The sequence below is a fragment of the Candidatus Chloroploca sp. Khr17 genome, assembly GCF_004138165.1.
Taxonomy (GTDB): Bacteria; Chloroflexota; Chloroflexia; order Chloroflexales; family Chloroflexaceae; genus Chloroploca.
In genome coordinates this window covers 19,285-35,187 of record NZ_RYFF01000052.1, presented here as the reverse complement: position 1 = coordinate 35,187, position 15,903 = coordinate 19,285, and the positions used below count along the sequence as shown (strand labels likewise).

7 protein-coding genes, 1 tRNA gene and 2 rRNA genes are annotated in these 15,903 nt (G+C 56.7%); 5 read left to right on the top strand and 5 right to left on the bottom strand.

The window, feature by feature from the left end:
* The 3 genes from EKD05_RS21095 to rrf all read left to right on the top strand — a co-directional run.
* A 23S ribosomal RNA gene (locus EKD05_RS21095) occupies window positions 1–358 on the top strand; the annotation flags it as partial.
* A gap of 69 nt (window positions 359–427) precedes the next feature.
* Window positions 428–502, top strand: a tRNA-Met gene (locus EKD05_RS21090).
* Between the two features lies 1 nt (window position 503).
* A 5S ribosomal RNA gene (gene rrf, locus EKD05_RS21085) occupies window positions 504–618 on the top strand.
* Between the two features lie 60 nt (window positions 619–678).
* On the opposite strand, the gene EKD05_RS21080 is transcribed toward rrf, so the two are convergent.
* The 5 genes from EKD05_RS21080 to EKD05_RS21060 all read right to left on the bottom strand — a co-directional run bounded on the left by EKD05_RS21080 (window position 679) and on the right by EKD05_RS21060 (window position 6,649).
* Window positions 679–1,467 carry an alpha/beta fold hydrolase gene (locus EKD05_RS21080; RefSeq protein WP_129676845.1) on the bottom strand — a complete coding sequence of 263 codons (789 nt, stop codon included), beginning with the start codon at window positions 1,465–1,467 and terminating at the stop codon, window positions 679–681.
* The gene (locus EKD05_RS21075; protein ID WP_129676843.1) at window positions 1,427–2,494 is read right to left on the bottom strand and encodes a hypothetical protein; all 1,068 of its coding nucleotides are present in this window, start codon (window positions 2,492–2,494) and stop codon (window positions 1,427–1,429) included. Before EKD05_RS21075 ends, EKD05_RS21080 begins: the two co-directional genes overlap by 41 nt.
* A gap of 19 nt (window positions 2,495–2,513) precedes the next feature.
* Window positions 2,514–3,584, bottom strand: a complete 1,071-nt coding sequence (gene hisC / locus EKD05_RS21070) for a histidinol-phosphate transaminase (protein ID WP_129676841.1) — start codon at window positions 3,582–3,584, stop codon at window positions 2,514–2,516.
* A gap of 83 nt (window positions 3,585–3,667) precedes the next feature.
* A complete protein-coding gene (locus tag EKD05_RS21065) occupies window positions 3,668–5,812 on the bottom strand; it encodes an ATP-binding protein (RefSeq protein WP_129676840.1) in 2,145 nt (714 codons plus the stop codon).
* Window positions 5,813–6,124: 312 nt separating this feature from the next.
* A complete protein-coding gene (locus EKD05_RS21060) occupies window positions 6,125–6,649 on the bottom strand; it encodes a MarR family winged helix-turn-helix transcriptional regulator (RefSeq protein ID WP_129676839.1) in 525 nt (174 codons plus the stop codon).
* A gap of 739 nt (window positions 6,650–7,388) precedes the next feature.
* On the opposite strand from EKD05_RS21060, the gene EKD05_RS21055 reads away from it, so the two are divergent.
* Both EKD05_RS21055 and rpoC read left to right on the top strand, forming a co-directional pair.
* A complete protein-coding gene (locus tag EKD05_RS21055; protein ID WP_129676838.1) occupies window positions 7,389–11,075 on the top strand; it encodes a DNA-directed RNA polymerase subunit beta in 3,687 nt (1,228 codons plus the stop codon).
* Between the two features lie 190 nt (window positions 11,076–11,265).
* A complete protein-coding gene (rpoC, locus tag EKD05_RS21050) occupies window positions 11,266–15,864 on the top strand; it encodes a DNA-directed RNA polymerase subunit beta' (protein WP_129676836.1) in 4,599 nt (1,532 codons plus the stop codon).
* The last annotated feature ends 39 nt before the right edge of the window (window positions 15,865–15,903 follow it).

The following is a 15,903-nucleotide window of genomic DNA, read 5'->3' as shown; positions in this document are numbered from 1 at the left end:
AGGGTTGGGCTGTTCGCCCATTAAAGCGGCACGCGAGCTGGGTTCAGAACGTCGTGAGACAGTTCGGTCTCTATCCGCTCTGAGCGCTTAGAGTATTGCGAGGGGCTGGCCCTAGTACGAGAGGACCGGGCTGGACAGACCGCTGGTGGAGGAGTTGTGGGGCGTCCTGCAGGCTCCGTAGCTATGTCTGGGAACAAGAACCGCTGAAAGCATCTAAGTGGGAAATGTGCCTCAAGATAAGTACTCTCGCTGGTCTAGCCAGGTAAGACTCCCAGGAGATGACTGGGGTAAGCGGCCAGCACTGGACGCGGGGCGACCCGTGCAGGTGACTGGTGCGCAGAGTCGAGGGCTTCCCTATCTACCGACATTCGGTGTCGTGCAGGCGAAACGCAATCTATCATCAGCATTCTGCAGGTAGTATGTATGACGCGGCGTGGAGCAGTGGCAGCTCGTCGGGCTCATAACCCGAAGGTCAGAGGTTCGAATCCTTTCGCCGCTACCATGCGTGTGTGTCTGGCGCCGTGGAACCACCCCGTCCCATCCCGAACCGGGTCGTGAAACATGGCCGCGCCGATGCTACTGGGGCCTGAGCCCTGGGAACGTAGGTCCACGCACGCTCCAATTTACAAGAGAGGTGACTGTCTATTAGACAGTCACCTCTCTTGTTGTTTTGCGCTGTTAGCGGAGGCGGCGGTCAAGAAATGCGCTGAGTACCGCATTAAAGGACGCTGGCTGTTCGAGGTTGCTCAAGTGGCCCGCTCCTTCGATCAGGGCGAGTTCGCTCTCGGGAAGATACTTCTGCATGAGATGCGCTTCGCTCGGTGGCGTCAGCGTGTCTTCAGTGCCGACGATGACCAAGACAGGTACGGCAATCGTCGGCAGATCAACGGTTGAGTCGGGCCGCAGGGCCATCCCTCGTAATGCCCCAGCGATGCCCGCTGGACTGGTTGCGCTGATGCTGGCGCGTAGCGATGCGCGTAATTCGTCGCTGGCACCTGGTGCAATGAGCTTCGGCAGCAGGATGTCGGCAATTGCTGCCGAGCCCTGGCTTTCGACGAGACAGGCGTTGGTTTCCCGTGCTACTTTGCCTTCGCTGCTGTCGGCTCCTGCTCGTGTGTCGGCCAGAACCAGTCCGTTAATCAGGCTGCGGTGTGAACGCCAGAGCTCAAAGGCAATGTAGCCGCCCATTGACAGCCCGATCACGGTAGCCTGTTTGATGCTCAGGGTGGCAAGCAAGAGGGCTAGGTCGTCGGCGTATTGCTGCATAAAATAGACTTCGTTGGGCGCCCCGCTCTTCCCGAAACCACGTAAATCAGGCACAATGACCCGGTAACGGTCGCGTAGGACGGCAACTTGATCGTTCCACATCGCTCCATTGAAGGGAAAGGCATGCAGCAAAAGGAGGGGCGGTCCGGTTCCTTCGTCTTCATAGGCCAGACGAATGCCGTTCAAGTACGTTTCCATCATTGTGCTCCTTGGCAGGTCTCGGTTCTGGTAAGCGGGGCATGCCACCGGCACGCCCAAGGATGAGCAGGGCCTCGATCCAGTTGGGCGAGGTTGATCCTTCGGTGCTCGTGCTCGCAGTCAGGCTCAGTGCAGTGGCCCGCTCGGCCTCGCCTAGTTCTACTGCCAAAAGGCTGCTGAAGGTTAGCAAGAGCGGTGAATTGATGCGTTCAGGTTGTCTGACCGCAGGCCAGTGCCGTACGGCTAGTTCGCGGGTCAGCTCGGACGCGTACGGGGCCATCAAGATCAGAGTCATCACATCTTCGAGGGGTTTGCTCGTCAGTGTGGCTTTCCGACGTTTGAGATGGTATCCTGAGGCAAAGACTCCGCGATTAGGTAGGCGTGGCCCGCGTAGCACGAGTTGCTCACGTAAGACTTGAAGCCAGCGTTGCCCGGCACTCTTCTGTTCGCTGCCGTAGATATGATCGGCAAGGTGGACGCCCCAGAGTACCAGTGCCATCGCCGACGGGGTGGTGGTGCCGTTTGTGGTCGCAATCGCCCCGCCATGATCTGCGCGCATCTGTGCGGCGAGCATGGCGACCAATTGCGCATAGGTGTAGCTGAACCGCCAGGTGCTTGACCAGCGAAATTCGAGCGGCGGATCATGGTAGCGCTCTTCGCCGAGAAGGGCCGCTAGCCCGAGCAAGGTTGCCAGTGCGCCACTGTAGGCTGCAAAGCCTCCACCAATCGGGTCTGGCACGAGCCCCTCGCGGTCAATGGGCGTTGCCCAGTGCGCCCAGATCCGGCGTTGCACCATGCGTTCGAGTGCCGCAACGATGCCTGCCCGCGCCCGTTGCTGCTGCTCGGGCGTGGCATCGGGTTGCAGGCCCAGGGCTGCGATCGCTATGCCCGTAAAGAGAACCTGCACCCGCAGGTTTTGCTCGCTCTCTTCCGGCTGGGTCAGATCAAACCCTTCCCACCGATTGATTGGCTGGCAGAGCAGCATTTCTAGATACGTGAGCTCTTCTTCACGCTCTTTTCCAACATTCATCACGCCCATCCCCTTGCTGCTATCTGCCAAGTACGCTCTGCAGCGCCTGGAGGATGGCTTCGTTTTGTGCCTTGGTGCCAAAAGAGATGCGAATAAGCCCGGGAAGCCCCCATCCGGTGAGCGGGGTGACCGTAAAGCCATGTTCACGGAGCCCGGTTGTGAGCGCTGCATCGTCTCCAACCGCGACGGCAACAAAATTGGTCTCGCCGGGAATTGGTTCAAGCCCGAGTGTACGTAGCCCCTGGTCAAAAAAGGCGCGACTTGCGATGGCGTGCTCACGACTCCGCGCGAGATGTTCGTGATCGGTGAGCGCGGCGACTCCGGCGACTTGTGCCAAAAGATTGACATTAAAGGTTGGCCTGGCTCGCTCAAGATAGGCAATCAGTGTAGGTTCGGCGTAGGCATACCCCAGGCGTAACCCGGCTAACCCGTAGATCTTGGCGAAGGTACGGAGCAAGATGAGATTCGGGCACCCTGCGCGGATCAGCGGGATCAGATCGGGATAGTCGGGCCGGGCCACAAACTCAAGATAGGCTTCGTCGATGACAACCAGAACATCGTCGGGAACCCTGGTCAAGAATCGGTCAACCTCGGCGGCGCTGTTGGTCGTCCCAGTGGGATTATTCGGATTGCAGAGAAAGACCATCCGCGTTTGTGCGTTGATCGCTTCGGCCATTGCTTCGAGATCGTGGGTATAGGCACGGAGTGGAACCCGACGTGGATGGGCCTTCAGTTCGAGGGTACGGAGCAGGTAACTGATGAAGGTTCCCTCGGCCATGACAACTTCGTCGCCTGCTTCGAGGATCGCCAGGCAGAGGATCAGGATCAATTCGTCCGAGCCGTTGCTACAGGTGACATGCTCGTACCCAAGCCCGACATGTGCTCCAAGCGCCTGGCGCAAGGCCAGACTCGACGAGTCGGGATAACGATGCACCTGATCAAGTGCTTTGTGCAAGGCTGCCAGCGCCCGCGGCGAAGGCCCGAGTGGATTCTCATTCGACGAAAGTTTGACCAGATCAACGGCTGGCCCGGTCAGTAACTGGGGTGGTTTATAAGCCGGCAAACTTTGAATATGTGGTTTCAAGTGCATAATACTGAACCTTGACGCAAGTTCGGCGGGCCAGCGGTACTCTGTTGGCCCTCACCACGTACGATCATGCCCTCTCCTATGGGTTAGAGTGGCAAGACAAAAGCAAACGTACTCCCGATGTCTTCATTGCTCTCCACCCAGATACGACCACCGTGCATTTGCACAAACTGGCGACTAAGGTAGAGCCCCAGCCCGAGCCCTTCCGTACGGCTACTGCGCACCCGATAATAGCGTTGAAAGAGGCGCGCCTGTTGTTCCGGGGCAATGCCTGGCCCCTCATTGGTCACACTCAGCACAGCCACTGGGCCACTGAAGCCCTCGGCCTCGGGAGAGTCAGCGTCACGATGGCAGAGGTGCAAGATAATTGGACTTTCGGGCGGACTATACTTGATCGCATTGCTGATCAGATTGGTGAGCACCTGTCTGATCCGTAGCATATCACAGGTAGCAACGAGTTCGTCTTCATTGCATTCAAGGATAAGCGGATGCTGCCCGGCAGCGGGCCGTTGCTGGTCAATGACCTGATTTGCCAGATGCACCAGGTTGACCCGTTGTAACTGAAGATCGAGCTGGCCGGCATCAATGCGTGATACATCAAGCAGGTTGTCAACCATGCGGAGCATATGGCTCACCTGCTGAGTTAGGATGGTCAGACCATGCAGGTCACGCGGATCAGCCTCACCCCGTTGCTGTTCACGTCTGAGCAACAGGTCTGCGTAGCTCCGCACAGCTGCCAGGGGGCTCCGCAACTCGTGCGCAGCGACAGCCAGGAATTCATCTTTCGCGCGCTCGACCTTTTGACTGGCGGTGACATCACGAAAGACCACAACAGCCCCCTCGATCATACCATCACCGGCGTGGGCTGGTGCCCCACTAAAACTCATCACCGTTTCATCGCCACTCGATCCGTGCAGGATGAGGCGATAATCTTGAAACACTTCCCCGGCCAGCGCACGGGTAAACGGGAGGTCTTCGAGGCTAAGAGGGCGGCCTTCCATATCCCGCATGCGGTAGAAATCCGGCATTGCGGCCAGGGGTTGTTCAAAGGGGAGCGAGTCGAGGCGCAGCAGCGCAAGGGCAGCATCATTTGCCAGCGTCAACCGTCCTGCTGCATCACAGAGGAGCACGCCTTCGGCGATTGAGGTGACGACTGTATTCAGCTTACGCCGTTCACTCGAACTATCGGCATAGAGCAAAACGTTTGCAATGGCAAACCCAACCTGATTGCAGATCGGCATCAGCAGGTCTTTGTCGGTATGCATAGTGAGACCTGGCGGCCCATAGAGAGCCAGCACACCGGCGACAGTGCCACCTGCCAGCAAGGGGAAGTAGGCGGCTTCCACGAGGTTCCCAGCGATCAATGGCCCCTCGCCACGGTCTTCCAGGAGAGGACGTTGCATTGGTTGCCCATAATGAACGACCTCGGCACAGGGCGAATCGGCAACAGGAAGCTGCGCCAGGTACGTGGCCCCATCGGGGGGAAGCTGATGCTGTGCGGCAAGGGCAAGATGATCGTGGGTTGGATCGAGCAAGAGCAGCGCCCCACTAGCATCAGGAATCAAGCCTACGACCACATCGAGGACACTGCGTACCATATCATCGAGATCGGTTGCGGTCGAGATTGCCGTCACCACGGCATCAAAGGCCTTTAACCGTCGTTCACTCTGCTGGGCAGCGGCGTAGAGTTGGGCATTCTTGATGGCCGAAGCCGCCAGATTGGCAAAGGCCTGTAAGACGGGGATTGCTGCCTGATCAAGCGGTTGCCACGCGGTGTCGTTTGGGTGGTGGCCAAGATTGATCAGTTCAAGCACGCCAATTGTTTCGGCACCAACACGCAGAGGCAAGGCCGCCGCGGTCAGGCGAGAGGGCAATTGAGCACTAAGCTGATGGAACAACGGATCATTGACCGGATTGATCGAGGCGGCAGTCTGCTGGTACCCTCGGGTCGCAGACTTCAGTTGCGGCTCAGCGTGTTGCAGGGCGAACCCAGCCAGGCCTTCGCCTGAGCGTAACTGGCAATGTTGCAAGGCTTCGTGGGTTGCGTCATCCAGGGGTAAACCCAGTACTGTTTTTGGGCGCAGACGCCCGTTTGCTTCAAGCCAGAGCACACCTGCCTGCACCGAGGGCAAGATCTCGACCAGGCTTGAAACCAGGTTTGTGAGGATCGTCTGAGGATCAATGACGGAAACGAGGTATGATGAGAGTTTGAGTAGCCCGGTCACCTGCATCGTTGCAACCTGATTGGTAGCATCAAATCGGCGAACGTTTGCACCGTCACCTCTGCGTCGAGAACGTCGCACATGGCGACGGATCGGCTGCCGCTCAGTCACTACCCATACCCCTGTCCACTTGCTTGGCACACATACCCAGACAGTGTTGCGCTATGTATTGTGACGCCGAGCACCGCCAATACGTATCGTGGACACCTACCAGATGGCAATTTGTTCAGCACCAGGCACGATGCAATGATCTGTCTGGTTCCGCAAGCCAGATGTGGAGTGCTCAGCGTTGACAATCTCTTGATCGTAGTATACCAGGTCTCAGGCTTGCTGAAGCGGGGAATAGATGGCAGCTGAAGCCACATGGCGCTGATCAAGCAGGGTTTCACCACTGAGGAGTTCGTGGATGCCCTGGAGCAACTGGCGCAGGAGTAGCTCAAGATCGATCAACTGTCCAAAGTCAAAATGTTGCAAAATACGTTCCATATCTTCGCGGCGTGCCTGTTCGACCTGGGCGAGGCGTTCTTCGCCATGGGCTGTGAGGGTAACTTGCACGACACGTCGATCTTCGTGATCGCGTACGCGCCCAACTAGATGGTCTTCGATCAGGCGATCAACAATGCCGGTCAGGGTTCCCGCAGATTGCTGGGTAATTTCGGCTAGTTCGCTCATGCGGCAAGTACCAGCGTCACGAATAGCAAAGAGGGTTACCATTTGAGGCATTGTCAGGCTAATTTCGGGGCGATTCAGGGTTTGCAACAGTTGCTTATGGCTTTGCCAGGTAATCTGGCGAATCACATCATCAATCGCGGCAATGTACTCGGTACGGGTTTCGGTCTCGTTCATCAGGGCCTCCCTGGCCAGGTGGCCATTGGCGCGGGCAACAACTAACGGTAGTTTATGACATGTGGATTATTCTTGCATGAAACATTTCATCTTTGTTGTATATTAGCCTATAAACAATGCAATGTCAATAATATGCACAGGAATAGCTAGGGCGATTGCATCTTCTGCCGTCGCCGTGAACGGATTGGCTCCTGGGTTACCAAAGGCCACCGGCGTGGCCTAATCTAGCCGGCGAAGGCTGACTTCGCATACGGTAGCCGAGGCGTTGACGCCGACGGTATGGGCGGATGGGGGCGATCCACCGGTCTGGCGGCATGCACCAACGGAAGATGCAATTGCCCTGCCGCAAGCTTGTCATGACGCACGTCCATCGCTGGCTTGTGGTACAATAAGGAGCGAATGCATTAAAGTACGTATGTTTTGCTTGACAAATGTTGGTAGAGGATGGTATAGTCTTTGTTCGCAGTCAAGATTGAGTAAGCTCTCGACCTGGTTGGTGGCCTTGCCTTGCTAACCAGGATGTATGGTCGCATTGATATGCCTGAACCCCAGGCCAGTTGAAACAACATCGCGTGTCCGGATCCCGCCAGTCGTTCCGGTAGCCCGTTGAGGCTTACCGCCGATGACGGGTGCTTTCTGTTTTCTGGCTGTCGCCGCGTGTCGGTAGCGTCGTGAAGCGGATGCCGTCAGCTATCTGAGGCTTGCTGCTCAGAGGATGACGACGAAGAATGAGGTGAGTATGCCCCCGTTGATTGAGTCCGTGGTTCTCCAGCCCCTGATCGCGCCGATTGACCCGGGCGCCAATGGGCGACGGATCCGCCGGATCGAGCGCCACTCTTTCGCCAAGATCTATGATGCGATCGAGGTACCGCGCCTGATCGAGACCCAAGTCAACAGCTTTGATTGGTTTCGGCGCGAGGGCCTGCGTGAGTTGTTCGAAGAGATTTCACCGATTACGGATTTTACCGGCAAGAACCTTGAACTTCACTTTAAAGATTATGTCTTTGGTGAGTCGCGCCTGGATGAGTTTCAGTGCCGTGAACGCGATCTCACCTATGCGGCCCCCCTGCGGGTGAATGTCGAGTTGCGGATTCTTTCGACGGGCGAGATTAAAGAGTCCGAGATTTTTCTTGGTGATTTTCCGGTGATGACGGATAACGGTACCTTTATCTATAATGGTGCCGAGCGGGTGGTGGTCTCGCAGTTGATCCGTTCGCCAGGGGTCTATTTCAAAGATGAGAAGGATCCAACCTCCGGGCGCGCCCTCCATTCAGCAAAATTGATCCCGAATCGTGGGGCCTGGCTTGAGTTTGAGACCAATAAGCGGGATGTGATTAGCGTCAAGGTTGATCGCAAACGCAAGATTCCTGTGACGATTCTGCTCCGGGCCATTATGGCTTGGCAGGCCGATGAAGATGGCAATGGGCGCTGGGTGCCCGATAATGAGCTTGATCAGCATGGTCTGAATGATCAGATCATTGAACTGCTGCGCCAGGTTGATACGTTGACCGATCATCCGTATACCCAGGCGACGCTTGATAAAGATCCGGCCCATAATGCCAAAGAGGCGCTCCTTGAACTCTATAAGCGCCTACGTCCCGGCGATCCGCCAACCTTGGAGAATGCGCGTTCGTTGCTCGAGTCGCTGCTCTTTAATCCGCGCCGCTATGACCTGGCGAAGGTTGGCCGCTATAAGCTCAATAAGAATCTTTGGGAGCGTGAAACGCGCCGCGATGGCAAGAGCGATGCGCCGAGTATGGCGGTGCGTGTTTTGTTGCCGCGCGATATTGTCAAGATCGTCGAGCAACTGATCCTGCTGAATAATGGTCACGGGCGTGCGGATGATATCGATCACCTCGGCAATCGCCGTGTGCGTACCGTCGGTGAGTTGATCCAGCAGCAGTTCCGCGTTGGCTTGCTCCGCCTTGAACGGGTGGTCAAAGAGCGGATGTCGCTCCAGGATCCTGAGAGTGCGACCCCCAATGGCCTGATCAATATTCGCCCCGTGGTGGCGGCAATGCGCGAGTTCTTTGGGGGCTCGCAGTTGAGCCAGTTTATGGATCAGACCAATCCGCTCGCCGAGTTGACTAATAAACGCCGTCTCTCGGCCCTCGGTCCCGGTGGGCTTTCCCGTGATCGTGCTGGCTTTGAGGTGCGTGACGTCCACCATAGTCACTATGGCCGTATCTGCCCCGTTGAGACACCGGAAGGGCCGAATATCGGCCTGATTGGTACGATGTCGACCTTTGCACGGGTCAATGAGATGGGTTTCCTTGAGACGCCGTATCGCAAGGTCTATAATGCCGTGGATAATGCACCCCTCTGGGTTGAGCGTGGCGTGCTGCTGCGGGATGTGCGTGACTTGCGTACGGGCGATCTGATTGCTGCCAAAGGCGCACGGGTTGATGAAGCGACGGCCTTCCGGATTACCGTTGGGTTGCTCCGCGGTCAGATCCTGCGTGAAGATGTGCTCGACCCCGATACCGATGAGACGATCGCTGAGGCAACGACCGAAGTGAACCGCGCCCTTGCCGAGAAGATTGCTCGCTTGCCGCTCAAGTCGATTCGGATCCAGCCGGTTGTGTCGCAAGAGGTGGAGTATCTGAGCGCCGATGAAGAAGATCGCTTTATTGTGGCTCAGGCGAATGCCCCGATTGATGAGCATAATCGCTTTGTGGAGGCTTCCGCCTCGTGTCGTTTTGCCGAGAAGTTTGTCCAGGAACGCGTCGACCGCATTGATTATATGGACGTGTCGCCCAAGCAGGTGGTGAGTGTCTCGACGGCGCTGATCCCCTTCCTTGAGCACGATGATGCGAACCGTGCCCTGATGGGTTCGAATATGCAACGCCAGGCTGTGCCGCTCTTGCGCCCCGATGCTCCAATTGTTGGGACGGGGATGGAGTACCGCGCTGCCCGCGACTCGGGTCAGGTGGTGGTGGCACGTATGCCAGGGGTGGTTGTCAGTTCTACGAGTGAACATATTATCATCCAAGAAGATGATGGCTACGAGCGTGAGTATCGCCTGCGCAAGTTTATGCGCAGCAACCAGGATACCTGCATTAACCAGCGTCCCGCCGTCCTCAAGGGCCAGAAGGTCAAGCCTGGTGAGGTGATTGCCGATAGCTCGAGCACCGATAATGGCGAGCTTGCCCTTGGCCAGAATATTCTGGTTGCCTATATGCCCTGGGAGGGCGGTAACTTCGAGGACGCGATTCTGGTCTCTGAGCGCTTGGTGCGTGAAGATATCTTTACATCGATCCATATCGAGAAGTATGAGGTCGAGGCACGTGATACCAAGCTTGGACCCGAAGAGATTACCCGTGATATTCCTAATGTCGGTCAGGATAGCCTGCGCAATCTTGATGAGCGCGGCATCATCTATGTGGGTGCCGAAGTGCAACCCAACGATATTCTCGTGGGCAAAATTACGCCCAAGGGTGAAACCGATCTGACGGCCGAAGAGCGCCTGCTGCGGGCGATCTTTGGTGAGAAGGCCCGTGAGGTCAAGGATAGCTCGCTGCGCGTGCCCAACGGGGTGCGTGGCAAGGTCATTGATGTCAAAGTCTTCTCGCGCAGCGAAGGGGCCGAGTTGCCCGTCGGCGTCAATCAGACGGTGCGCGTGCTGCTTTGTCAAAAGCGCAAAATTAGCGCTGGTGACAAGATGGCCGGTCGCCATGGTAATAAGGGTGTCGTTTCGCGGGTACTCCCGATTGAAGATATGCCCTTCTTGCCCGATGGACGCCCCGTCGATATTATCCTCAATCCGATTGGCGTCCCTTCACGGATGAATATCGGGCAGATCCTTGAAACGCACCTCGGGTGGGCCGCCGCACGCCTGGGCTTCCGCGTCGCAACGCCGGTCTTTGATGGGGCGCGCGAAGAACAGATCAAGGAACATTTGATCGCAGCTGGCTTGCCCCCTGATGGCAAGGTGACGTTGTATGACGGCCGGACGGGCGAACGCTTTGATCATCCGGTGACGGTTGGGTATGCCTATATGCTCAAGCTTGCCCACCTGGTTGAAGATAAAATTCACGCTCGTTCGACGGGTCCCTATAGCCTGGTGACTCAGCAACCCCTGGGTGGTAAGGCCCAGTTTGGTGGTCAGCGTTTTGGTGAAATGGAGGTCTGGGCCCTCGAAGCCTATGGGGCCGCCTATATCCTCCAGGAGATGCTGACGGTCAAGTCAGATGATGTCGTAGGCCGGGTGAAGACCTATGAGGCGATTGTCAAGGGTGAGCCGATCCAGGAGGCTGGGGTGCCCGAAAGCTTCAAGGTGCTTATTAAGGAATTGCAGTCGCTCGGCCTGAGTGTCGAAGTGCTCAGCGAAGACGAGAAGCCCGTCGAGCTCACTGATGATGCCGATGGAGATATGGCTTCGCTTGATGGCATCAATCTGAGCGGGATGGAACGCGGCGAGTTCTAGCCCCTTTAGGTAGGCGCGATGGCTGGTAGCGCGCTCGATCCAGGAGACTGATCGAGCGCGCTACCAGAAAGCAGCCATCGCGCCGAACTTTCTCAACTGGCAGCCGAAGAAACGCCCTGAGCACGGTACGATCACTGCGGGGATGCGTCAGCGCTGCGCTGCGTATCTTCCGCCTGAGGAGTGAGCTTCTATGCTTGAGATTAACGACTTCAACGCGATTCGGATCAGCCTTGCCTCACCCGAGGATATTCGGGGTTGGTCGCATGGCGAGGTCACGAAGCCTGAGACGATTAACTACCGCACCCTGAAACCTGAGCGTGACGGGTTGTTTTGTGAGCGCATCTTTGGGCCTACGAAGGATTGGGAGTGTTACTGCGGGAAGTACAAGCGCGTTCGTTATAAAGGTGTCGTCTGCGATAAGTGTGGCGTTGAGGTTACCCGGGCGAAGGTTCGTCGTGATCGGATGGGCCATATTAGCCTGGCGTCCCCGGTGAGCCATATCTGGTTTGTGAAGGGTACACCGAGCCGGCTCGGGTTGTTGCTCGATATTAGCCCCCGCAACCTCGAACGGGTGCTCTATTTTGCCTCGTATGTGATTGTGGAGGTCAAAGAGGATCTGCGGCAGGCTACGCGTGAGGTGATCCAGCAAGATTATGCCGAAAAACGCGAGAAGGTTCAGCGTCAGGCTGAAGAGAAGCGCATCGAGTTTAGTACGCTGCTCACCCAGGATCTGGGCGGGATGGATACTGCTCAGGTGAGCACGCAGCACCGGATTGAAGAAGATTATAAGCGCCTCCGCGAAGAGATTACCAATGAGGCTGATCGCCTTCGCGAACGCCTCGAAGAGTTGCCCGGTGAACCCACCGATGAAGATGTGCTCTTTCGGGGGACGACGATTCTTGAAGAGGGTGAACTGATTAGCGAGCGGATCATTGATCAGCTCGAAGAGATGGTTGAGCAAGAACTTGAGGCACTGGAGGCACGCCGTCAGCGCGATCTTGAAGATGCCGAGTTGCTGACTGGGGCCGAGCGTGAGCGCAAAGAGCATGAGGTTTCGCAAGAGCAAGAGAAGCTTCTGGAGCGCCTTCAGCGTGAACTTGAGGGACTGGTACGCGAAGAGAAAGAGAAGCTTGACCTGCTTGAAGGCTTGAAGGTGTGCCGGATCCTCACCGAGAATGAGTATCGCCAGTTGCGCGAGGTTGCCCCCGGGGCCTTCCGGGCGGATATGGGCGCAGGTGCGGTGCGTGAATTGATTGAGGCGACGGTTGATCTCGCGAAGCAGGCCGAAGAGTTGCAATTTGAAGTGCAGACGACCCAGGGCCAGCGCCGCAAAAAAGCGACCAAGCGCCTCCGTGTCGTTGAGGCTTTCCGCAAGAGTGGCAATAAGCCCGAGTGGATGATCCTCACGATGCTGCCAGTTATTCCGCCCGATCTTCGCCCGATGGTGCAACTTGATGGTGGTCGTTTTGCCACCAGTGATCTCAACGATCTCTATCGCCGTGTGATTAACCGGAACAACCGTCTCAAGCGATTGATGGAACTCAATGCGCCCGAAATCATTGTGCGCAATGAGAAGCGTATGTTGCAAGAGGCCGTTGATGCGCTGATTGATAATGGCCGCCGTGGCCGCGCTGTCTCGGGCAAAGGCAAGCATCGCCTCAAGAGCCTCTCGGATATGCTCAAGGGCAAGCAGGGGCGTTTCCGGCAGAATTTGTTGGGTAAGCGCGTTGATTATTCGGGTCGTTCAGTCATTGTGGTTGGCCCGAATCTCCAGTTGCATCAGTGCGGTCTTCCCAAGAAGATGGCGCTTGAACTTTTCAAGCCCTTTGTCATGCGGCGCCTGGTCGAGAAGGGCTTTGCGCATAATATCAAGAGTGCCAAGCGCATTGTTGAGCGTGTGCGCCCTGAGGTCTGGGATGTGCTGGAAGAGGTGATCAAAGATTATCTTGTGCTGCTCAATCGTGCGCCGTCGCTGCACCGACTTTCGATCCAGGCCTTTGAGGCCAAGTTGATCGAAGGTTCAGCCATCCAGTTGCACCCGCTTGTGTGTGCCGCTTTTAACGCTGACTTTGACGGTGACCAGATGGCTGTTCACGTGCCCCTTTCGCGCAAGGCGCAGGAAGAGGCGCGCTCGCGGATGCTGAGCAAGTATAATCTGCTGAGCCCGGCTCACGGTGATCCGATCATTACACCGTCGCAGGATATCGTGCTTGGTTGTTACTATCTGTCGATGGTCAAGGACGGTGCGAAGGGGAGCGGTAAGAAGTTCTCGTCGGTTGATGAGGCGATGCTGGCCTATGATCAGGGCTTGCTCGATATTCAGGCTCCGATCTTCATCCGGATGAACGGCGCTCCGGCAGGCAAGAATGACCGCGAGGAACAGACCCGTATCCTGCCCCCCGCTGCCGATGGTACGCCCCGGATGTTGATCGAGACGACGATTGGCCGCGTGCTGCTCAACAGTCAGTTGCTCCAACCGCTCCGCTATCGCAATCGCTTGGTTGATAAGAAGGGCCTCAAGGAGATCATTGCTGATTGTTATAAGCACTATACGACGCTGAAGAATCTCTCGGAAGCGGATCTTGATGAGATCCGGGCCGTCCATGGGCAGCGGAGCGAGCATGAACTCGCTCGTATCTATGGCTCAGAGAAGACCGCTCTTCAGGCTGACATGATCAAGGCACTCGGCTTCAAGTATGCGACCCTCGGGGGTATGACCATCGGTATCAACGATATCGAGGTGCCACGTGCTAAGTATGACATCATTAGTAACGCCGAGGCCATTGTCGCTGATGTCGAGAAGCAGTTCCGGCGTGGTTTGATCACCGAGGAAGAACGCTACGAAGAGGTTGTTCGTGTTTGGCAGGATGCGACCAAGCAGACAATCAACGCGGTGAAGCTAAACCTGAATCAGTTTGGCCCTGTTGCGATGATGTCTACATCGGGTGCCCGCGGTAACATCAACCAGATTTCCCAGATGGCTGGTATGCGTGGCTTGATGGCCGACCCGACCGGGCGGATTATCGAGTTGCCGATCAAAGCCAATTTCCGCGAGGGACTCTCGGTGCTTGACTATTTCGTCTCTACCCACGGTGGCCGCAAGGGGTTGGCTGATACGGCGTTGCGTACGGCTGATGCTGGCTATCTGACCCGGCGTTTGGTCGACGTGGCTCAGGATGTGATTGTCACGATTGAGGATTGTGGCACTGAGAATGGGGTCTGGTTGCATGCGGCTGATGACGATGAATTGATGGAGAAGCTTCAGTTCCGTGTGATCGGGCGTATCCTTGCCGTACCCGTCTATGATCCTGAGACCGGTGAAATGCTGGCGGATCGCAATGCCGAGATTGATGAAGAGTTGTCGGCCTACTTCGCCGAGCGCAATGTGACCTCGCTCTATGTGCGCTCGACGCTGAGTTGCCAGGCCGAACACGGGATCTGTCGGCTCTGTTATGGCCGTAATCTGGCAACGGGCAAACTGGTGGATATCGGCGAGGCGTGTGGCATTATTGCCGCTCAGTCGATCGGTGAGCCAGGTACGCAGTTGACGCTGCGAACCTTCCATACCGGTGGTGTGGCTTCGGCCGATGATATTACCCAGGGTCTACCTCGTATTCAAGAGATCTTTGAGGCACGCATTCCGAAGGGCAAGGCGCTGCTCGCCGAGATTGATGGGGTGGTGCAAATTGCCAAAGACGATGATGGGGTGCGCCAGATTCGGGTGATCGCCTCAGAAGTCTATACCGATGAGTATGTCTTGCCCAAAGGCTATACCGCGCTGATCGAGAACGAGAGCGATGTAGCTGAGAATCAGCCGATTGCTGAGCCTGTACGGGCCGATAGTAGCGAACCACCGATTGTCGCCCGTCTGGCCGGACGAGCCTTTGTCTATGAAGATCGGATTGTGGTGAGCCAGGAAGATCGCGAAGAGCGTGAACTTAAGGTTCCACATACGTCGCGTATGCGGGTCGAAAGTGGCGAGCGTGTGGTTGCCGGTCAGCATCTGACCGACGGGAGCGCCAATCCGCAAGAGTTGCTGGATCTGCAAGGGAAAGAAGCCGTCCAGCGCTATCTAGTCAATGAGGCCCAGAAGGTCTATCGTAGCCAGGGTGTGAATATCAACGATAAGCACGTCGAGGTGATCGTCCGGCAGATGTTGCGGCGTGTTCGCATCGAAGAGCCAGGCGATACTGGGTTGCTGCCTGGTGAGTTGGTTGATGCTGCCGAGTTTCGTCGGCTCAACAACGATATTGTCAGCCAGGGTGGTGAACCTGCGACCGCCGCAACGGTACTGCTTGGCATTACCAAGGCCTCGTTGAATACTGATAGCTTCCTTTCGGCAGCTTCGTTCCAGGAGACCACACGGGTCTTGACCGATGCGGCGATCAACGGCAAAGTGGATTATCTGCGCGGCCTGAAAGAGAATGTGGTGATCGGCAAGTTGATCCCGGCCGGATCGGGGATCGAAAAGCGCCTGCTTGATGGGACACGGCGCGAGGATCTTGTTGGTGAGATGGCTCGAATGATGGAAGAGGGTGTGAATGGCGAGGTGCCGGCCCCCACGCCCGACGAGGTTCGCCGGGCCGAGACGTTGCTCGGCATTGTTGACCCTGAGGATATCGTTGTTCAGCAGGATGCCGATGAAAAGTTGCGGGCGAAACTGCTGGCAATTATCGGCGAAGAGGGTATGGCCGCGATGGATCTTGATCTTGAGGCCGAATTTGAGGATATAACCCTCGATGTTGTGGACGAGGATGATGAAGACGTGGCCCCGTCAGACGAGGCGTAACTTTTGCTCTCTCCCCAAACCCACAAACGCCGAGCCAGC